This is a genomic window from Bacteroides mucinivorans (assembly GCF_034654355.2).
Lineage (GTDB): Bacteria > Bacteroidota > Bacteroidia > Bacteroidales > Bacteroidaceae > Bacteroides > Bacteroides nordii.
This window is the reverse complement of record NZ_CP178179.1, coordinates 3141717-3164149: the sequence shown is the minus strand read 5'-3', so window position 1 is coordinate 3164149 and position 22433 is coordinate 3141717. Positions and strand designations below refer to the sequence as shown.

The 22433-nt window shown below is 39.8% G+C and carries 13 protein-coding genes; 8 read left to right on the top strand and 5 right to left on the bottom strand.

The window, feature by feature from the left end; genetic code table 11:
* Positions 1 to 12: 12 nt before the first annotated feature.
* Both VCM39_RS11960 and VCM39_RS11955 read right to left on the bottom strand, forming a co-directional pair.
* Positions 13 to 621: a radical SAM protein gene (locus VCM39_RS11960; RefSeq protein WP_002560645.1), complete on the bottom strand. Its 609-nt coding sequence runs from the start codon at positions 619 to 621 to the stop codon at positions 13 to 15.
* Positions 618 to 3800 carry a UvrD-helicase domain-containing protein gene (locus VCM39_RS11955; protein ID WP_322932609.1) on the bottom strand — a complete coding sequence of 1061 codons (3183 nt, stop codon included), beginning with the start codon at positions 3798 to 3800 and terminating at the stop codon, positions 618 to 620. The genes VCM39_RS11960 and VCM39_RS11955 overlap by 4 nt, the downstream gene beginning before the upstream one ends.
* Positions 3801 to 4453: 653 nt before the next feature.
* Here VCM39_RS11955 and VCM39_RS11950 point away from each other — a divergent pair.
* From VCM39_RS11950 to VCM39_RS11915, 8 genes are all read left to right on the top strand, one after another.
* The gene (locus VCM39_RS11950) at positions 4454 to 7087 is read left to right on the top strand and encodes a zinc-dependent metalloprotease (protein WP_322932610.1); all 2634 of its coding nucleotides are present in this window, start codon (positions 4454 to 4456) and stop codon (positions 7085 to 7087) included.
* A 43-nt stretch (positions 7088 to 7130) separates the two neighbouring features.
* Positions 7131 to 10409 carry a SusC/RagA family TonB-linked outer membrane protein gene (locus VCM39_RS11945; RefSeq protein WP_221648927.1) on the top strand — a complete coding sequence of 1093 codons (3279 nt, stop codon included), beginning with the start codon at positions 7131 to 7133 and terminating at the stop codon, positions 10407 to 10409.
* Positions 10410 to 10415: 6 nt separating this feature from the next.
* Entirely contained in the window at positions 10416 to 11762 is a 1347-nt protein-coding gene (locus tag VCM39_RS11940; protein WP_221648926.1) for a RagB/SusD family nutrient uptake outer membrane protein, read from the top strand.
* A 97-nt stretch (positions 11763 to 11859) separates the two neighbouring features.
* On the top strand, positions 11860 to 13590 hold the full coding sequence (locus VCM39_RS11935; RefSeq protein WP_322932611.1) for a T9SS type A sorting domain-containing protein: 1731 nt from the start codon (positions 11860 to 11862) through the stop codon (positions 13588 to 13590).
* Between the two features lie 541 nt (positions 13591 to 14131).
* Positions 14132 to 15106 (top strand): alpha/beta hydrolase family protein, encoded by a 975-nt coding sequence (locus VCM39_RS11930; protein ID WP_322932612.1) that lies wholly within the window; start codon positions 14132 to 14134, stop codon positions 15104 to 15106.
* The gene (locus tag VCM39_RS11925) at positions 15103 to 15384 is read left to right on the top strand and encodes a DUF2089 family protein (protein ID WP_002560633.1); all 282 of its coding nucleotides are present in this window, start codon (positions 15103 to 15105) and stop codon (positions 15382 to 15384) included. Before VCM39_RS11930 ends, VCM39_RS11925 begins: the two co-directional genes overlap by 4 nt.
* 1 nt (position 15385) lies before the next feature.
* Positions 15386 to 15970, top strand: a complete 585-nt coding sequence (locus VCM39_RS11920; RefSeq protein ID WP_221648923.1) for a YIP1 family protein — start codon at positions 15386 to 15388, stop codon at positions 15968 to 15970.
* Positions 15971 to 16164: 194 nt separating this feature from the next.
* Positions 16165 to 18384, top strand: a complete 2220-nt coding sequence (locus tag VCM39_RS11915) for a beta-N-acetylglucosaminidase (RefSeq protein WP_322932613.1) — start codon at positions 16165 to 16167, stop codon at positions 18382 to 18384.
* A 144-nt stretch (positions 18385 to 18528) separates the two neighbouring features.
* Here VCM39_RS11915 and VCM39_RS11910 read toward each other — a convergent pair whose 3' ends face one another.
* The 3 genes from VCM39_RS11910 to VCM39_RS11900 form a co-directional block, all read right to left on the bottom strand.
* On the bottom strand, positions 18529 to 19146 hold the full coding sequence (locus VCM39_RS11910; protein ID WP_322932614.1) for a YhcH/YjgK/YiaL family protein: 618 nt from the start codon (positions 19144 to 19146) through the stop codon (positions 18529 to 18531).
* Positions 19147 to 19433: 287 nt separating this feature from the next.
* Entirely contained in the window at positions 19434 to 20840 is a 1407-nt protein-coding gene (locus VCM39_RS11905) for a VWA domain-containing protein (RefSeq protein ID WP_322932615.1), read from the bottom strand.
* Positions 20815 to 22392: an AAA family ATPase gene (locus VCM39_RS11900; RefSeq protein ID WP_322932616.1), complete on the bottom strand. Its 1578-nt coding sequence runs from the start codon at positions 22390 to 22392 to the stop codon at positions 20815 to 20817. The genes VCM39_RS11905 and VCM39_RS11900 overlap by 26 nt, the downstream gene beginning before the upstream one ends.
* Positions 22393 to 22433 lie beyond the last annotated feature (41 nt).

Here is a 22433-nt window from a genome sequence, read left to right as displayed (position 1 = left end):
TGTCTTTTGTTTTTAAGTGTGGTATATAAACTGATCAAAGTGAGATAGACCCAATTCCTTCAATTGATACATGCTCTTTTCCATATCCAAAGATGTATTATATGACGGGATATGTGGTATCCTGACTGTAATTTGTTCTGCCTTTCCCTGTGATATGAGCCAGTGGAGATTACTAATTACCTGTTGATTCTCTTTTCCTGTGTATTGTTTATAAATATCACAGTTCATGTCTTTGATATCTATGATATAATGATCTATTACGGGTAATAGTTTTTCTATCTGCTTTTGTGATACATTCATAGATGTTTCTACTGTAAGTTGCCATTGCGGTCCGCATAGTTCGCGGAAATCACAGATGAAATCACTTTGCAGTAAAGGCTCTCCTCCGCCGAAAGTAACACCTCCTCCGGTAGCTATAAAATAAAGTTCGTCTATTTTTACTTCCTCATATACCTGCAGACAATCATAGTGTTTCCATATTCCGGCAGGTTGCAATGATTGTGGGTTCAAACAATATTTGCACCGCAACGGACATCCATGAAAAGCGACCAGGGTGGTTACGCCTTTTCCGTCTGTTGCAAGCCGATGTCTGCTGATACCTATGATGGGAACAGTATTCATCTCTTTTCCACTTTTTGAATTAATTCTTCGTCTACATACCACAGATACCCTGTAATATTGGTATATCCCATCCTCGTTAGTAATTGCATGTATCCTTGTACCTGTTTATTATATTTCTTATTGGGTTTACCAAATTTGAAGTCCACTACCACTACTTGCCCGTTCCGCATCATTACCCTGTCCGGACGGCGGGTTTGCAATACTCCGTCTTCCTTATATATAATGGCACATTCATTGAACAATTGCCAACATCCCGAGTACCAGTCCTGTATCTCTGGCAGGGCGAATGCTTTTCGTGTTAGCTTTCTCACTTCTTCTTCCATTTCCCTGCTGCCAATAACCCCTTCAAAGATCAATCTTTCTATGGCCGTATCAATGTCTTTTTCTGTTTCAATAGCCGAGAACAGAGTATGTAGCAACCGTCCGCGATTGATAAAGCGGTCATCCGATTCTTCTTCCTCAATTCCTTTGATGAAGTCCGCTGAGCGGTTGGATTGCCGGAACTCTATCTCATGCCGCATGGACTCCATTCTGACCGGCAGTTTCTCTGCTTTCCGGGTAAGCTTGTTGGCAGATATTTTTTTCTTCTCTTCCGAAGAGGGACAAAGTTCTCCTTGTTCATAGGGTTCTTCTCCGTCCCATTCTGTCCCATTTCTGCGCGCTACTTCTGGTAGGGCTGCAGTGAGTAATTCCGACATTGTATTGCGTTGTCCTTTTCGACTCCATACTATCAGATTTTTTCCGGCACGGGTAAAGGCTACGTAAAGCAGATTCAGATTATCCACCCATAGTTGCAGGCGTTCTTGCAGGTAGTCTTCCCGGTATACGGACTCCGCCATCTGTGTAGAGTAGTTGACGGGGACGATATCAAGCTCATTGAATGGTGCTGCTGCCGGAGTACACCACACGAGCTGATTATTGGTCTCATTTTCCATTTTCCAGTCACAGAAAGGCAGGAGTACTGTGTGAAATTCCAATCCCTTCGACTTATGAATTGAGAAGATACGGATTCCTTCTATCTCTCCACTGGGAATAGTCTTGTTGCATAATGTTTCCTCCCAGAAGCGGATAAAACTATCCAACTCAGAAGAATTGCTTTGCAGATAATCTGTTACAGCATCAAAGAAAGCAAACAGGTAAGCATCCTGAGCACTGATACGGTTCATTTCGAAGATACTGAATAGCTCTTCCAGCAACTCATAAAGAGGCATTAACCTTAGAGTCTTTATGTTTTCAATAAAAGCTTCCGGTAATAACTCTTTGGGTGCTCCTGTAAGCAATGCATCCAATTCTCCCTCAAAACCTTTAATTTTTAATTGGTAATTCATAATTAGTGAAGCCCTTGCTATCCGGTTTTCCGGATCAGAAAGGTAGCGCAGTGCATCTATCATCATACAGATGGCAAGCGAAGCATCCAGCCGAAAGGCTTCATCAGATACAATTTTGTATTGTAGTGTTTTGTCAAAATAGTCTGCAATGCGGGGGATACTTTTATTTTTGCGGACAAGAATGGCGATATCGTTCTGCTTCACTCCTGAGCTCAGCAACTGTTCCACTTCTTCACCCAGGCTTATAAGTGTTTTTTCTGTGTAGTCATGCTCTTCATCCGGTTCAAGGAAAGAGACTTTGACGTATCCCATCTGTTTCTCTTTAGGAGATTCTTGTGCTACGTCCGAATAGGCTTTTTGCAACGCTTCACAGTCGGTGTTCAATTCACTTTTATACAGAGTGTTCAGGTACTCTACTGCAGCTGTAAATAGTTCGTTGTTAAACCGTATGACATTCGTTTCGCTTCTTCGGTTGATCTTTAGTGTTTCCACACGAATCGGAAAGTGTTCTATCCGGTCATTCAATCCGTTAAGTATTCCCCAGTCACCATTTCTCCAACGATAAATAGATTGTTTCACATCACCTACTATCAAACTGTCGGCTCCCTGGGAGAGTCCTTCCAATAATAACAATTTGAAATTTCCCCATTGCATCCGGCTGGTATCCTGAAACTCATCTATCATTACGTTTCGGATATTCGTTCCTATCTTTTCGAATACAAAAGAAGAGTCACCGTCTTTGACCAATTGGTGGAGTAGGGCATTGGTATCTGATAATAGAAAGCGGTTATTTTCCCGGTTCAGTTGGCGTACTTCTTCGTCTATATTGGCCAGTAGCTGCACTTTGTTGAGATGTTGCATGGAGAGCCGGCAACTGTTTACGATCTTGTTATTCCTGGACCGGAATTTCTCTGCTTCGTTCAGCAAAGGCATCAGACTGTCAGCAGCTAAACGAAGTATATCTTCATAACGCGGAGAGGTTTTTGCTGCCCAGTTCTTCTCATCACTCAAACATTTTTCTACCGTTGTATTACGGATATCATCACCAAGTATCCCATTATTGAGTTTTCGAAAATAGCTTCCTATTCCGCGCGAACCATTCTTCAGATCGTCTGCAGTTAATGCATGTCCGTCCAGTTCTCCTTCAAACTGATCGTAGAAGCCTTTCATTTGTTCAAGGGCCTCCGTCTCCATTTCCTTTAGTTCACGACGGTAGTTTTTTATAATTTCCGGATTTTCAATCAGCTTTTGCCGAAATCCTTCCCCCTTTTCTATGTATCCTTCGTCGAATATATTGCGGCCAAAGCTTTTCACTTCTTCCGATACATTCCAGCGTTTGTCATCTGCAATACGTTCATCGATATAATTCAGTAACCAGGCAAGCACGGGAGAGGTAGGGGCCAGTTTTTCAATCATGCTGTCTACTGCATCACTCAGCACTTCGCTGTTGTTCAGTTCGATATTCAGATTGGGGCTTAGTTCAAGTTCGCGTGCCAGGTTACGCATCACGGACTGGAAGAAAGAGTCTATTGTTTCTACACGAAAACGACTGTAATCGTGTAACATATAGCTAAGAGCTATTCCGGCAGACTTTCGTATTTCATCAGTTTGCTTTCCCGTTTCTTCTATGATCCGCTTCAGGTAAGCATCAGAATCCGGATCTTCAGTCCAAATACCATAAAGCTGGCTGAGAATACGTTCTTTCATTTCGGCCGTAGCTTTATTCGTAAAGGTCACAGCAAGTATTTGGCGGTAGGCACGCGGATTAAGAATAAGTAGTTTGATGTATTCTACAGCAAGCGTAAAAGTCTTCCCGGAGCCGGCAGAGGCTTTATATACTAAGAGTTCCATGTAGTTTCGATTTGTAGGCAAAGATAATACAAACTGAGTGCAGAATAAAATGAAAGAGTTTATTTTTTATGTGAAGGTGCAGCTTAATTTTGCTATGGGATGCCTCTAAACGGTATTATTGTCCTTGCCCGGTGTTGTACTTTGTCTTTCTCGAAAAGGAACATTCTTTTTCTCGGTGCCCTGTTTTGTTTTACATGTACATGTTATACTGTCCCACATGTACATGTCATACTGTCCCACATGCACATGTCGTACTGCTTTACATGTACATCTAAAACAACGTTACCTACCGAGACTTCGTACGTTACTCTATGAGACAGGAATTTATCAATACAGGAGAAAGTAACGGCAGAGGTTATTAAACCCTAAAACCAATTAGGTTAAAATAGAATTTCAATTACTGATTCGTATTATTGGCAGATTGATATGTGATATCTCTTCTCTTTTTATATTTCAATTTAGAGAAACTTTGTTAAAGTGTAATAGAAAGCAGGATGCATTTGTATGAAAATGCAAGTAAAATTCGTTTTAATTAAGAAAAAAGGTCAAAACTTGTTGCTAATAATGATTCATATTGATAGTTTTATTATCTTTGTCGTCCCCTTTATTCTATAGAGTAGAATGAAATAACTGATAATTGATAGATTAACTTGATGAAATTTAGAACAAGCCTGCTGATTACGGTGGCCACAGGTGCTTTCCTGTGCGGTCCTTCCGTTGTATTGTATGCCGGAAATCCGACTCCCGATTCTATGGGATGGTTCCGCAAGAAAAAGAAAAGTGAATCCAACGACAGTATTAAATCCAAAAATGAGTATGAGAAACTGACCGGAGATGGTAGCATCGTTCGTCGTGGTATGTTTAACGTATATCAGAAAAAGAACGACTATTATTTTGAGGTTCCGGCGAGTTTGCTGGGTAGAGATATGTTGGTAGTGAATAAACTGCAACGCGTTCCTGCTGAATTGAATGAAGCGGGAGTGAACCGTGGCGTTAACTACGAAAACCAGATGGTACGTTTCGAACTTGATAAAGCAACCAATAAGTTGCTTATCCGTCAGAGTCGTCCGTTGCCTCTTTCACCTATCGAAGATGCTATCAGTCAATCGGTACGTGATAATTATATTTCTCCATTGATCGCTGGTTTTAAGATTGAGGCGTTTAATAATGACTCAACAATGATGGTTGTTAAGGTGAACGACATTTATGATGGTACGGAAACAAGCATCAATAATGTGTTTACTAATATTAATCTGGGTACATCTTCTATAAAGAACTTATCACGGATCCTTTCTATTAAGTCATTTGAAAACAATGTGGTAGCTACTTCCGAGTTAACAACGAAAGTAACAGAAGGAACCACTTCCGTATACGTCACTGTAGAAGTAAGCTCTTCACTGATGCTTCTTCCGGAGAAACCAATGACAGGCAGACTGGATAATGCACGTGTAGGCTACTTTACGAATCCGCTACTGAGCTATAGTGACGGGCAACAACGAGTGGATACAAAAAGATTTATCACTCGTTGGCGATTGGAACCGAAGCCGGAAGATCGTGAACGTTACTTACGTGGTGAGTTGGTAGAACCTGCTAAACCGATTGTGTTTTATATTGAAAATTCTACTCCCTACCGTTGGCGTAAGTATATCAAACAAGGTATTGAAGACTGGCAGATTGCTTTTGAACGTGCCGGTTTTAAAAATGCCATTATCGCAAAAGAGGTTACAGATAGCATGACGATAGATATGGATGACGTGAATTATTCTGTGCTGACTTATGCTGCTTCTACAAAAGCCAATGCGATGGGACCGTCTATTCTTGATCCGCGTTCGGGAGAAATTCTTGAGGCAGATATCATGTGGTGGCACAATGTATTGGGTATGTTGCAGGAATGGATTACGGTGCAGACGGGTGCTATCCGTCCTGAGGCTCGTGGAGTGAAACTCTCTGATGAACTGATGGGAGATGCTATGCGCTTCGTAGCGTGCCATGAAGTAGGTCACTCTTTGGGACTTCGTCATAACATGATGGGGTCATGGGCATTTCCTACAGACTCATTGCGTTCCAAGTCATTTACAGACCGTATGAATTCCACTTCTTCCTCTATCATGGACTATGCCCGTTTCAACTATGTGGCACAGCCGGGTGATGGGGTGACGGTGCTTTCTCCGCATATTGGTCCGTATGATATCTTTGCTATTGAGTACGGATATCGTTGGTACGGCAAGGAAACTCCGGAAGCGGAAAAAGAACTGCTTTATGATTTCTTAGGTCGTCATACTGACCGTCTTTATAAGTATAGCGAAGCGCAGGATGTACGTGATGCAGTAGATCCACGTGCTCAGAACGAAGATTTAGGTGATGATGCAGTACGTTCTTCTCTTTTGGGTATTGAGAATCTGAAGCGTATTGTTCCGCAGATTATCCAGTGGACTACTACCGGCGAGAAAGGACAAACCTACGAGGAAGCTTCGCGTTTGTACTATGCTGTTATCAATCAGTGGAACAACTATCTTTATCATGTGATGGCCAACATTGGTGGTATCTATATTGAGAATACGGCTGTTGGTGATGGCCAGAAGACTTATACTTTCGTAGAGAAAGAGAAACAACAAGCTGCATTGAAATTCTTGCTTGATGAAGTTCTGACTTATCCTAAATGGCTGTTTGATACAGAAGTAGGAGAGTACACTTATTTGCTTCGCAACACTCCGTTGGGTGTAGTAGAGAATGCTCCTACGCTGATATTAAAGAATGCACAATCATATATTCTATGGGATTTGTTATCAAACAATCGTTTGATGCGTATGCTCGAAAATGAGTCGGTGAATGGTAAGAAGGCTTTTACTGCTGTGGATCTGATGGATGGTTTGCATCGTAGTATTTTTGCTACTACCGAACGTGGTGCAATACCTGACGTTATGACTCGTGCGCTGCAGAAGAATTTCCTGGATGCCTTGATTACTGCTGCTGCCGAAAGTGAAGGTGTAAAGATTAACAAAAAGCTGATGAATGATCATTTCTTGTTGAATCATCAGGAACCTGCGTGTAGTTGTGATGAGTATGCACATCATTCATTAGATAGTGATCGTATGGGGGCTCGTCGCGAATTAAACTTCTACGGTTCGCAGTTGAATCGTATTTCAGATGCAATCTCTGTGAAACGCGGTGAATTGCTTCGTATAAAAGACTTGTTGCAAAGTCGTCTGGGAACATCAGACACAGCTACAAAGTATCATTATAAAGATATGATTCTGCGCATTAACACTGCACTGGGTTTGAAATAATCATTGAAATAGTAGCTAATTAAAATTATATTCGTAATTATTGATGAAAAGAATAATCAGTTATTTATTATTTTCTCTTTGCTGCATCATTGCCTTTGGAGCAAATGCAGCGGAAAGGAAGATCACAGGTGTGGTTATTGCTGGTGATTACAAAGAGCCTCTGATTGGAGCCTCGGTATTTGTGTCATCAGAGATCCTAAAGAAAGCAGGGAGTTCCCAGACTACTTTAGGAGTGATAACAGACATGGACGGAAAGTTCACTATCAACGTGCCTGATGGAGTGACCACTCTTCAGTGCAGCTATGTAGGATATGAATCACAAACCATACATCTGGTTGCCGGAAAAAGCAGTTATGAGATTGTTCTGCAACCGTCGGCGCATATGCTTGATGCGGTTGTCGTAACAGGATATCAAACGATTGAACGCCGCAAACTGACAGCTGCGGTTACTAAACTGGATATTACAGATGATAAGATTGGTTCGGTAATGAGCATTGATCAGGCACTTTCAGGCCAGGTAGCCGGATTGTCTTCTATTGCTTCTTCGGGAGCTCCTGGGGCAGCTCCTAAGATCCGTATTCGTGGTACTGCCTCTTTGAATGGTACGCAAGACCCTCTTTGGGTGCTTGACGGTGTGCCGATGACAGGAACAGAGATTCCGACAATGGAAGACTTGAAAGATATAGACAATATATATCAGTCGGCTATTGCGGGTTTGAATCCTGCGGATATTGAAAGTATTACAGTATTGAAGGATGCTGCAGCAACGGCCATTTATGGTGCACGTGCTGCCAATGGTGTGATCGTGATTACTACGAAAAATGGTAAGGCTGGTAAACCTCAGATTACTTTCTCTACCAAGCTGTCTTACTCTCCTAAATTTGATATTGATCGTTTGAATTTGTTGAACTCTGACGAGAAGGTAAATCTGGAACTTGGATTGCTACAAAGTGATTATACTTTTCGTGAGAATAAAGGAGATGTGGCTGGTATTATTTCACGCTATGGGCTAACTGATGCTTATAAAGCAGGCGGTTGGAATGCTCTTTCTACTGCAGCTCAGAATGAGATAACAAATTTAAGAGGAATTAATACCGATTGGAATGATATTCTTTTTAGAGGTACATTCAATCAGGAATATAATGCAAGTCTTTCCGGTGGTTCAGAAAAAGCTACTTATTATACCTCTTTGGGTTATTATGATGAAAAAGGCAATGTGAAGGGGGTAGAAGCCAATCGTTTGAGTTTGGTATTGAAAACTTCTTATAAAGTGAATAAGATATTGAAGGTAGGAGCTTCTTTATTTGCTAATCGGAGAACCAATAAATCTAATCTTACCGATGCGGATGGTTTTACTAATCCGGTATATTACTCTCGTAGAGCCAATCCTTACCAATTGCCTTTTGACGAAAATGGTAATTATATTTACGATATGAATGTTCAGGGAAAAGGTGAAGCAGGTATGAAATTTAATGTATTTGAAGAGAGGGATAATACCTCTTACGAACAAACTACTAATGCTTTATCAGCTATCTTTGATGTAGAACTTCGTTTTAATGATAAATTTAAAGCTACTTCTCAGGTAGGATTGCAGTTAGATGCTGTGTCTAAAGAATCTGTTGCCGATCATGACACATATGCTATGCGTAAGGATAAAGAGTTCACTTCTATGTGGATAGGTAATGAATATAAATCATTCTTGCCTGATGGTGGAAAACATACGGAGGCTGCAAACACCAATTCCCAAGTAAACTGGAAAGCTCAGGCTGAATATCGTGATTCATATAACGATATTCATGAATTTGAAATGATGGCAGGTACTGAGATCCGAAAAACCTGGTATAGTTCTTTGAATAGTACAGGCTATGGGTATGACCGTAAAACTTTAACTACAAAGCCTGTGATATTTCCAAATGAATCCTGGGCGCGTAGTTATCCGTTACATACTAAAACTTATGTAGAAAATGCCTATGCTTCTTTCTTTTCAACAGCTTCTTACTCTTTGTTGCAACGCTATACAGTAGGAGGGAGCGTTCGTTTTGATGGCTCTGATATTTTTGGGGTTTCTAAAAAGTATCGCTTCTTACCATTGTATTCATTTAGTGGACTTTGGAGAATCAGTAATGAACCGTTCATGAAAAATTTCAAGAGAATCGATAATCTGGTGATTAGAGCGTCTTATGGGATACAAGGAAATATAGATAAAAATACTTCTTCTTATGTAATGGGAACTTATAAGAATATAAGTATGTTACCGGGAATAACTGAAGAACTAATTTCGTTAGATTCTCCACCTAATAAGCGTTTGCGTTGGGAAAAGACAAAGACTATGAATTTCGGAACAGATATTGCATTGTTTAATAACGCTTTGAATGTTACGGTAGATTATTATCGTCGTAAAGGTACCGATTTGATTGCTATGCAAATGTTACCTCTTGAAACGGGTTTTATATCTACTACTGTCAATTGGGCAAGTATGCGTAATGACGGTTTTGAAGTAGCTTTGACTACCCGTAATATCAATCGTAACGGTTTTACATGGTTTACGAATTTTAATTTGGGATATAATCAAAATAAAGTTTTACGCGAGTCTGTACCAGCTAATCAAACGACTCCTGGGCGCGAAGGTTATCCTGTCGGTGCTATATTTGCTTATAAATCAGCGGGACTGGACGATGAAGGTTATCCTTTGTTTTATAATAAAGAAGGTGAAAAAGTAACCTCATTAGAGCTGTTGAAACTGAATAGTGCAGGTGCCAGTACATTATCTGCTGAAGAACAACGTAACTTGTATTCCTATATAGGTTCCAGTGATCCACTATTCTCCGGAGGCTTTGTGAATACATTCAATATTAAACGCTTTGAAGTAGTAGTCAATTTTATTTTTAATTTGAAAATGTATTCAAGGGTTTCCCCTTCTTATTCCTTAACTCAGTTTGACCGAGGAATGAATACAAATCGGGATATATTGAATAGATGGACACCTACGAATACAAATACAAATCTCCCTGCATTGTTGTCCGACACAAAACGTAAGGCTGAATATTCGAATTATGACTTGTTCACGACATATCAGATGATGGATACTTGGGTGAAACGTTCGGATCATGTAAGGTTACAAAATATCCGGGTAGGTTATAAACTTCCTGAAACGTTTATTCATACATTGGGTATACGTTCGGCTACAGTTGCTCTCGAAGGTCGTAATCTGTTTGTTTTCGGTGCTAATTACAAGAATTTTTTAGATCCTGAAACAATGAGTAATCAGTTTGCACAACCTATACCTAAATCGTTTACTTTCAGTCTTAATATGAATTTTTAATAGATTATGAAGATACTAAAAAATATAAAACTACTGTGTGCTGTGTTTTGTATGGCGGCCTTATACAGTTGTGATAAGTATTTAGATATACAACCGGTAGGAAAGGTTATTCCCCGGACAGTTAAAGAGTTCAGGGCATTACTAACTCAGGCTTATTCATCTGTTCCGGCAGATAGAGGATTAGCAACTTTTCGTTCAGACGAAATGATTATGGATGGTACACTTGCTGCTGAGGATTTGAATTCCTACAAGGATATATGGACATGGAATGATGTCAGTCCGTCTGAAAATACGGCTGCATTTAAGTGGCGTCAGTTCTATCATACATTGTTTATTGCCAATTATGTTATTGAATCCAAAGATAGGATAGAGGAAGGAACTATGGATGAGGTAAATCAACTGGTAGGAGAATCTTATATGCTCCGTGCTTATATGCATTTCTTATTGGTAAATCTTCATGGCGAACCTTATACACATTGTGATCCTGCTACATCAAAGGCCATTCCGTTGAAACTGGACAGTGATACTGAAGCTACCTTATCCCGAAACACAGTAGGTGAAGTATATAGCTCTGTTTTGTCTGATCTTACGGAAGCTGAAAAGTATCTGAATGTAGATAAGTGGGATTTAGGATATAATTATCGTTTCAATACATTGAGTGTAAATGCTATCCGTTCCCGTGTATATTTATATATGGGCGAATGGGCAAAATCTCTTAAAGCATCACAGGCTGTATTGGATGTTAAGCATGATTTGGAAGATATGGCTACTTCTACAGTATTGCCTAATGAATATAATTCTTCGGAGAATATTTTGGCATTGGAACAAGTGATGACTTCTGCATATGTACGTGCAGCCAAAGTGAATACAACTTTATGGAGAATGTATAGTTCGAGCGATTTACGTAGATCAAAATATTTCAATCAGGTGACCGCCTCCAATATTTTAGTAGCTAAAGGAGGAAGTAATCAATACGCATGTTCTTTTAGAACTGGTGAAATATATTTGAATGCTGCTGAGGCTGCTTTGATGACAGGTGAGGCTGCAATAGATGTAGCTCGTGAAAACTTACTTACTCTTATGGAGAAAAGATATACGGCTAATGCTTATGCAACAAAAGAAGCAGCCGTAAATGCCATGGGCCGCGATGAGTTATTGCAGGAGATATATAATGAACGTACCCGTGAATTGGCTTTTGAAGGACATCGTTGGTTTGATCTTCGTAGGACAACACGTCCCCGTTTGGAAAAGACGTTTGGTGGGACAAGTTATGTACTTGAGGAAAATGATTCTCGCTATACCATTCGTATTCCAAGTGAAGCAATAGAAGCCAATCCTGGGTTGGCAAACTAAGTTGGAGGTATCTTTGTTATGGTTGTAATGTTTTTCATTTAACCATAACAAAGACTTATATATATTTTGTATGTCTAATTTATAACAAAAATTGTTTATGAGAAAAGTATTACTTTTTGCTTTATGTGTGGCTGCATCAGTTGTAGCACAGGCACAGCCGACTGTAAATAACAGTTGGACAAAGTCTCAGATGGGTATTCTTCCTGTTAAGGATGTAAATAACAGTAATCCTGTAGCTCTTTCTGCACAGGGAGATATGTACGTAACGGGTTTATTTGCTGGAGATGGTTTTTCATTTGCGGGTACAGATTTGGCTCCGATTGCCGTGAGTTCCTACTTGTTGAAGTATGGCGCCGATGGCACAGAAAAGTGGGGGGTAGTTTTAGCTGGTGCTGCTACTATTAAGGCTATAACTACTGATGCGTCTGGGAATGTTTATATTGCCGGAAACTTTGCAGATGTAGTAGAGTTTGGTAGTACTGATGGAAAGGCGATAGAAAAAGAAGGGGTGAAAATGGGCGGTGCTTTTATCACTGAACAAGCTGCTAGTTTTATAGCTAAATATGATCCTGAAGGTATATTGAAGGCTGTACAGAGCTTTGTACCTGTCGCTTTACCCGAATTAGAAGCTACAGGAATGTATGATCCTTTGGCTGGTGATTACCGTTTTGACATAAATACACTGGTATATGATAGTGGAAAACTGTATGCTTCAGCCTCATACACAGGATTGACTGAAAATAATAATTTTTCTTTTAAAGGTGGTTATTTCGATTATTTTGGAGGTGGATTTTATTATGGAGATTTGAAGTGTGGTGCAATTTTCTCTTTAAATGATCAACTGGAAGTGAGTGGAATTATAGCTAATATAGGTGTTACAGGAGGCCAAAGTATAGAAGAAGCATCTGTATCATCAACTTCTTTTGCTATTGTGGGTGGAAAGTTGTATTCTGGTTTTGTTGTTTCAGGTGGACAAACATTGACTATTGGTTCTCAAAAGCAGGAATTTAATTTATTTCAAGAAGAAGGTATGACTGAATATGGGTATATTCTGTCTGTCATAGACTTGACTGATGGTACATCTGCTTTGACTAAGAAGTATACTACAACACACGATATATTACCCAATAGCTCTATCATTAAATCGATGATTGCCAAGGATAATGTATTGTTAGTTGGTGGAACTTTTAATAAACAATTACCCTTTGATACTAACAAAACATCTGTTTCTACTAATGATATCTATGTTGTTGGTTTGAATCCAAATACATTAGATGTGAATTGGAGTGCAATTTCTGCATTTAATGAAGGTGAAGAGAAAAAGAAGAATGAAGTCTTTAGTGGTATGGCTCTTGCAGGAGATTATGTGTATGCAATAGGTTATTCTTCGGATATAGCTTCTCATGCTGCCGAAACTCCTCTTGCTTTCTGGGTTAATATCTCTAATGGTACCATGACTCAATCAAACCCTGCCAACCTTACTACTGGTGTAGCTGCTTTAGGAACTAAATTGGCTACTGCTCAAACAAAAGTTGCTAATGATAAGTTGGAAAATATCTTCTCATTAAACGAAGTTACAGGTGGCGGTGGCACAGGTATCTCTTCTACTGAGCAGGGAGCTGGTGTATCTGTTTATCCTAATCCGGTAGTTGATGTATTGAACTTTACAACTCCTTGTAATGTTGCTGTCATTAACTTAATGGGAGTAACAGTAAAACAGGCTGAGAACGTATCAAACTTAAATGTATCTGACTTGATAAACGGACAGTATATTGTTAAAGTTACTACGGAAGATGGTACAAGTACTGTTAAAGTGATTAAGAAATAAAGGAATCTTCCTTTTTTGGGGAAAAATAGAAGGTTGTCTCAGGTAAAACTGAGATGACCTTTTTTTATGATTAATGCCTCCCAATTTATATAGAATTTATCTTGAATTGAAGAAGAATAACAAGATTGTACACTTTAGTATAACAGGATTGTACAGTCTTGTCATACTAAAGTGTACAATCCTGCTATGTAAAAGTGTACACTTTTAGGTGTTGATTATCAGTGTTTTATGAGTGTATATTCCTATGCTATTTTATATGATTTATGTGTTAGGATAAAATCAATCAGGTAGTGACCTGCTATGTGTAGAGTTCTATAGTTGAAAGATCCGAAAAGCTGATCATTACTCCCATAAGATAAACCGATTGCTCCATCAACAAAGTATTTTGGTGAGAATAACTTGTATGGTGTTTAACTCATAATGAAGAATTAACTTTGAATAAAATTAATATCGTATTTAATTTTGTTCAATAATATATTTGATTTATTTAATTATCTATCTATATTTGCAAATATAATGATGAACTTCTAAAAAAAATATCATGAAACGTATCAGTTTAATCTTCGTTAGTTTATTTTCTTGTTGTTGCTTTCTTTGTCAGGCACAATTGATGCCATTGAATGGTGAGACCGTGACTCTGGATACCAAGGAAGGAGTTATTAATGGAAAATTGCTTCTTCCCAATGGTGGGAAGACATATCCGGTCGTGTTATTAATTGCTGGCTCCGGTCCGACGGATATGGATGGAAATTCGGCTATTGGTAATATGAAAAACAATTCATTAAAGTTTCTTGCAGAAGGACTGGCTGCCAATGGAATCGCTTCACTGCGTTTTGATAAGCGGGGGATAGCTACCAGTGCGGCTGCCGGAAAAGAAGAATCTCTGCTGCGTTTTGAAGACTATGTAAACGATGTAAAAGGGTGGATTAATTATCTGGCCAAAGATAAAAGGTTTACTGGTATTACTGTGGTAGGGCATAGCGAAGGTTCTCTGATCGGGATGTTGGCTTGCGTGAATCAGCCTGAAGTGAAAGCTTTGGTTTCTCTGGCAGGGGCAGGGCGTCCGGCTTATGAAGTGATTGAAGAGCAGGTTGCTTCTCAGCCGGAAATGATAAAGAAAGAAGTTGCTTCTATCAATGAATCTTTGAAGAGTGGTAAAACAGTAGAGCAAGTGTCTATGTATGTGCAGTCTCTGTTTCGTGCTTCGGTTCAGCCTTATTTAATTTCCTGGTATAAATACAACCCTCAGACGGTTATTGCCTCTCTAAAGATACCGGTATTGATAGTTCAGGGCAAAAAGGATATTCAGGTTTCTGTAAAAGATGCCGAACTGTTGAAGAAATCAAAGCCTACAGCAGAATTACTTCTGATTGACTCAATGAATCACGTATTAAAAGATTGTGAGACAATGGAACCACAGAAACAAATGTCTATATATACAAACCCTTCTTTACCAGTCAATGCGACTCTTATATCGTCACTGAATACTTTTATAAAGAAATATAATAAGAAATGAGTGAACTAAAGAAACGTCTACCGTTGAAATGTCCTTCTTGTGAAGCCCCGCTTAAAGTAGGACGTATGTTTTGTGAGCAATGTGCCACAGAAGTCTGTGGTAGTTTTGAATTACCTTTACTGGCTCGTTTGCCAGAGAAAGAGCAACAGTTTATTATTGATTTTGTGAAATCCAGTGGAAGCCTGAAAGATATGGCCAAAAGTATGGGAGTGAGTTATCCAACCGTACGTAATATATTGGATGATTTGATTGAAAAACTAACTAAAATGAATATATAAAATGAAGAAAAGAATAGAAATACTTATTAATCCGTTTATTCGGATTGCAGGAATGCAGGCATTAGTCTGGGGGATACTGGGATTGGTAATTTCTACATTATTGAGTTGGGCATCCGGCTACCATTATCACGGCTTGCTTCATTTTGGTCCCGCTCCCAATCCCGCCTGGTGGTGCTACTTGGCAGAACATCTTCTTGTGTGGTTAGTTCCGGCTACCTTATTCTATTTGGGTGGTCTTATTTTCTCACACTCTAAAATTCGGATTATAGATGTGTTTGGTACTGTATTGTTTGCTCAGCTCCCGATGCTTGTGATGAATTTGATAAATTTCCTACCACCCATGCAAGTATTGTCACAAATAGATCCTACGATGTCACCGGCGGAAATGCTCTCCATGCCTTATTTTCACTTGGCAATAGTTTTGTCGCTGATTGGTTTCCCGTTTCTGGTCTTTTCTATTATCTGGATGGTACAGGCATTGAAAGTGTCTTGCAACCTAAAGAAGTCTCATTTGTGGATAGTAGCTGCTATTGGAATTTTAGGTGGTGATGTACTTTGTCGGATTCTCATCAGATTACTTTATTAATGTAGCAACAAACATGTGCTATTGAATTTTTTAACAGCATTGGATGTTGTAAAATTATAAAAAAATGAAAAATGATTGACCGTATACTATCTGTTAGGATTAAAAGTACTTTCTTTTGTCCTGATTTGACAAAATAGTTATTGATGGTATAAAAATGTTCCCATTTAATGGAGGAACAAAACAATTATTTACGTATGAAAAACAGCAAAATTTATTTAGTAGGAGTCTGTCTCCTGTGTACTACCGGTGCTTTTGCACAAAATGTCAGTTTGCAGCCACCTCCTCAACAAATGATTGTACTTGACAAAAGTGTAGACTTACCCTCCACCTATCAGGTAAATGGTGAAAGTGAAGCAAACCCATATGCAATAAAAGTATTGAAAAAACTATTTGCAGATAAACAACCGGGTAAGAATGGGATTCGGATAAACATTGGTGAGAAAGGAGATAAAAGCGTACATAAGTATACTCATCTGATTCCTAAATACGATGAGGGTTATTATCTCTCCATTAACGAAAAAGAAATCGTATTGGCAGGAAATGATGAGCGAGGCACTTACTATGCTTTACAAACTTTAGCACAACTGCTGAAAGACGGGAAATTGCCTGAAGTGGAAATTAAAGATTATCCTTCTATTCGTTATCGTGGGGTGGTAGAAGGGTTTTATGGAACTCCGTGGAATCATCAGGCACGTATCAAGCAGCTGAAGTTTTATGGTGAAAACAAAATGAATACCTATATATATGGTCCTAAAGACGATCCATATCACAGTGCTCCCAACTGGCGTTTGCCTTATCCCGAAAAGGAGGCTGCCCAATTACAGGAATTGGTAACAGTAGCCAATGATAACGAAGTAGACTTTGTGTGGGCAATTCATCCGGGACAGGATATCAAATGGAATCAGGAAGATCGTGACTTTCTGATTGCCAAGTTCGAGAAAATGTATCAGCTCGGCATACGTTCATTTGCTGTATTTTTTGATGATATTTCCGGTGAAGGGACCAATCCACAGAAACAGGCGGAGTTATTGAACTATATTGATGAGAACTTTGTACAAACAAAACCTGATGTTACTCCGCTGATCATGTGTCCTACCGAATATAATAAAAGTTGGGCAAATCCGGATGGTAACTATCTGACTACTTTGGGGGATAACTTGAATCCTTCTATTCAGATCATGTGGACAGGCGATCGTGTTGTTTCTGATATTACCCGCGACGGTATTGACTGGATTAACGAACGAATCAAGCGCCCGGCCTACATCTGGTGGAATTTTCCTGTATCCGATTATGTACGCGATCATTTACTTCTTGGCCCTGTTTATGGCAATGATACTACAATTGCCAAGCAGATGTCGGGTTTCGTCACCAATCCGATGGAGCACGCCGAAGCATCTAAAATTGCGATTTATGGTGTGGCAAGTTATGCATGGAATCCTACTAAGTATGATACCTGGAGAACATGGAAAGAGGCTATCCGTACCATTCTGCCGAATGCTTCGGAAGAACTTGAATGTTTCGCTATTCATAATTCGGATTTGGGCATCAACGGACATAAATATCGTCGAGAAGAGTCACAGGATATTCAGCCTGCTGCTGAACGTTTCCTCGGAAGTTATATAAAGAACGGAGAGTATGATAAAGCAGATTTTGAAACATTGCTGAACACTTTTGAGCGAATGATAGAATCCAGTGATATTCTGCTGGTTAATACGGAAAATAAACCATTGATTCAGGAGATAACACCGTGGTTGTATCAGTTCAGGTTGCTAGCCGAAACCGGGCAGGAAGTATTTAAAATGGTAGAAAGCCGGGATACTCATTCTTCTTTCTTACGCAAATATAAACATGTAAAGGCTTTGCAGCAACAGATGTTTGATATTGACCAGACATATAACCAGAATCCCTATCAACCGGGAGTAAAGACTGCTACAAAAGTTATAAAACCGTTGATCGATCAGACTTTTGCGGTGACTGTTGACCGTTATAATCAAAAGAACGGAACTACCCTGGATGCTACTTCAGACTATATGCCCCACAAACTTATTAGTAACGTAGAGCAGATAAAGAACCTGCCGTTACAGGTAAAGATAAACCGTGTGCTTATTTCACCTGCAAATGAAGTAGTGAAATGGGGTGCAGGAAATATAGTTGAAATAGAACTGGATCATATTTATCCGGCAGAAAGTATCCAGATTGATTTTGGAAAGAAAGAACCTTGTGAGTGGGGACGTTTTGATATATCTTCTGATGGTAAAGAATGGAAAACGATTGATCTGGTACAAAAAGGTAGCAGATATACAGCTGAACTACGGAGGGCTCCGGTGAAATTCGTTCGATTTACGAATATGAGTAATGACGAGCAACAGGTATATCTCCGGCAATTTGTCTTAACGCTGGAAAAGAGTAAGTGATAAGACGAAATTCTCCTATTTCAATATCATCTTAAACTATAAGTAGAGTGACTTTATGTGTGTATGGTCACTCTACTTTTTTGTTAAAACGCCTCTTTTTTTCCGAATATATTTATGGCAGATATCTTGAAGAAGAAGTTTTTTCTAAGGTATATATTCAATCTTGGCTACGATAACACGTATATCTTCTTCCTTATTGGCTTTAACCAAAGCCTGATGGCAATTTTTAGGGAAGAACATAAAAAACTTATCAGGAGTAGAATCTATGTATTTAACTTTAGATGATTTATAAAAAGTGACATCCGGTTTGTATTCTGTAATAGGGGTGGCATCCTTTAAAGCTACAAGGCCGAATCGTTCGGTTCCTTTTACTACATATTGCAGATCGATACAGTGGCGATGTGATTCTATTTTACGTTTGCTGGCATCCTGTGTCTTGGCTTCCTGTACATTAATATAACATCTTTTGCCGTCAATTTCATATTTTCCTACTGGGATAGTTGTCAGGTCATGTTCGGCCAGCCAACGAAAGGTTTTATCCCACAGCTCTTTGTTTTTACGATACTGGGTAGCAAATTCCACGTAATCCGTTGTCTTATGCGGCGTGGCTTTGAATCCGTTTGTCCATTCACCTTGTTCTGTCCATTTACGGGCTTGTTTCGGTGTGACGGATTCTATAGTTTGTGCCTGACAGATAATAGTGTACGAAAAGAGGAAAACGGTGGCTATAGTCAGAGTTCCGAGGATCGATTTTTTGTTCATGATAGTTCTTATTAAATGTATTGATTGTTTGGGCAAAAGTAGAAAAAAGAAATAGCTCTTTGGACTAAAATAGTAGAAAAGAATTTATGTTTTTCAGGTATGGGCATAAAAAAAGGAGCAACGCCTTGCTCCAACCTTTGTTAACCTTAAATCTAATACTATGAAAAACACATTGCAAAGGTACCACCTTTTTGCACATTTGCAAATTAACCAAGAAAAATCCCCTGTTATATAACATGTTTTAATAATTAAATCGTCTATTTTTCTTCTCTTTTACATAATTTTCTTCATTTTCCATCGCCCGGCGTACCTCCCCGTGCGGGAAGCACCTCCCAGTATTTATCACAAATATCCAGGTAGCTTTGTTTGGGCTCTTCTCCCATAGAGAGGGCATATATTTTTGTTTGGTTCTCTTTTATATGTCGGATGTGGGCTGATAATTCTTTATCTATTGGCATCATCTCAAAGTCGGATATCATCACCATATCTGCCTCCTGATATCCTTGTGTTTCAATCATCCGGATCGTATGAGCTATGGCAGGAGCAAGATCTGTACCTCCGTGAAAAGATTGGCACAGGAAATCTACCAGACGATCGAAACTGCTTCCTAAGTCGGTTATTTCGATACATTCCACATCGTCAGAGAAGATTATGATATAACATTTGCGATGTTGTTTTTCCGTTAGTTCGGCTATAGCGAGCAGAGCCGATTTGGCCAGTTTCTCTCTTTTTCCTGCCATTGATCCGGAGGTGTCAATACAGACAATAAAGGGACCTTCGGCTTCCTCGGAAACCTGGTTACCCGGCATCTTTTTATCATCCATGGCCCGTAGCTCACGCGAGGCATAATCAATCATTTGAAGCTTTTTCTCGGCATATCGCTCAAAGAAAACAGGTTGCAGGGCTTTTTCCGCCAGATAACAATATTCAATTGGTAACAAGCTGTTCAGGTCATTACCTTCACAAATACCGGTAATGTCACTCCGGGTAGAGTGAGTGATGATCTGTTCTTTATGGATTCCGGCTGTCATCTTAAAACGTTTCTGTATACCTTGATGCCGTTTGCCTAATCTCTCAATAAGCTCTTGTATTTCTGGCGTTTTTTTGATTGTCTCATCATACTCCAGTATCTGTTCCGCTATTTGTTTATGGTTTCGGAGCAACCATACCAACCGGGAACCTCCCCGGACAGGCAGATTCTTAGAGAGCGATAATTGCAGGCGGTAAAACTCTTCGCACAGGTGGTTGATATGCTCCATCTGGTAATTGAACTCATTGTTGGATAACAGTTGGTGCCATTTGTCGAAGAAAAGTATTCGCAATGCTTTCCACTCTTTAGAACGGGGTTTGAGGGCATGAAATCGTTCCAGATAGTATTTCACATTGAGATCTACCAGGTTATACTTCATGGAAAGTGGATAAGCGCTATTCTCCAGAAAACGTAGAAACTTTGTATCCGAAGCTTCATCCGTTTCATGAAAATACTCCCATTGACTGGCATACCTTGAATAAAATTCTTGCAGAGAGGGCAGAGTATGACGAAAGTATTGCCGGATGTCGGTATCCAGTTCTTCGGGCTTGATGATGAGGTTGTGCAACTGCTCATCATATACCTCGTAGGCAATATCCTGCAAACGGTCATAATACCTGTCTTGCAGTTCTTTCAGCCTAATAGTCCCTGTTCTCTTGTTCATGGGCATGGGCAATGATTCGCAACTCGTTCCGGTAATTTTCAATGATATGGGCTGTACCATTCAGGATTCGTTTCAGCTCCCCTTTTTGTTTGGCGCTCAGAAAGAGGTGCTCCTTGGCATATTCGTTTTCCCGTTCAGATAGTTTTTTAAATTCTGTTTCCATGTTATGCAGTAAATCTATTACCTCTTGTAACCGGAACTCAAAGGGGGTACTCGTATCTTCATTCTGTTCGGGTAATGGAGCACAATCGTCATAGCAGAGTAGCGGATATTCCTGGTTATTGACAAACACGGAACGGTTTCCTTTTCGCAGGGAATAAATATCTTTCTGAGCGATACTGCGGTTTTTTACAAAATCATATACCTTCAGTACTTTGTTTACCGGACGGAATTTATCCTGCTGGATATAAAACAGGCGGTTGCTGTCTTTCTTCAGATTCTGATAATCGGACGCAAACATAAGCAGGTTTCCGGCAATGCGATATCCTTCGATGCGATGATAGAAAGTATCTACCACCTGAATAGCAGGGTCGCTGATTTCCCGCAGACTGTGTTCTGCTTTCATATCTTCTTTGAGTGCATCCAGTTTTTGTTCCAGCTGTTTTTCGCCTAACAGATAGGTGTTGATACTATCAGTGATGGCCCGCTGTACAATATCTTCGGCAATGGGAAATTGGCTTACCTCGTCCCAGATACAATAGGGGATCAGCAGGCAATCGGCAAAGCAGACCGTTAATGATTCGTTCAGATAGGCCGAAGTGCGTAGCAACCCAACCATTTTCTTCCAGCGGCGGTCTGATATATAAATAGGAGGAAGATTCGCCTCCCGTTGTGTATTATACTGTTCTACGGTTCGTTTGATGGTATGTATCAGTTCAAAGAAGGTATAATGTAATGTTACTTTTTCCGCTTCCTCCTGCAGGGTCGAGTATTCTTTAGGGCTGATTGTCAGTTTCTCCGGAATGCAAGGCTCTGTGTCCCGTGTAGAAGCAATCATGCGATCAAAAGCAAACTCCTGTTCAATACATCCCACGAACTGCCGGATCAGAAAGCGGTCATAGAGAGCTTCCAGTCCTTCTCCTTTGGCAGGTAATTCGTTAGAAGCCGCAATCAATACTTTCAGGGGGACTTTTACTGTGAACTGCCCATTACGGTATATCTTTTCATTGATAACGGTCAGCAGAGAGTTCTGAATTGCCGGACCGGCTTTCCATATTTCATCCAGAAAGACTACCGAGGCCGTAGGCAGATATCCCTCCGTGATTCGTTCATAAGTGTCTTCATCTTTCAGCTTAGAGATGGAAACCGGACCGAATATCTCATCCGGTGTGCTAAACCTGGACATCAGATACTCAAATGCACTGTTTTCTTTGAATGCATATTTAAGTCTTCGGGCTACCAAGCTCTTGGCAACTCCCGGAGGACCTAACAGAAAGATACTTTCTCCGGCAATGGCTGCCAGAAGGGAAAGGGCTATGGTGTGTTCTTTCTCAAACACGCCTTCGTTGAGGGCATTGAGAAGCTTAGTGATACGTGGTTTTATGGAGTTCATGCTTTTTCAATTAAAATGCAAAAATACGAATAAACTTAAAT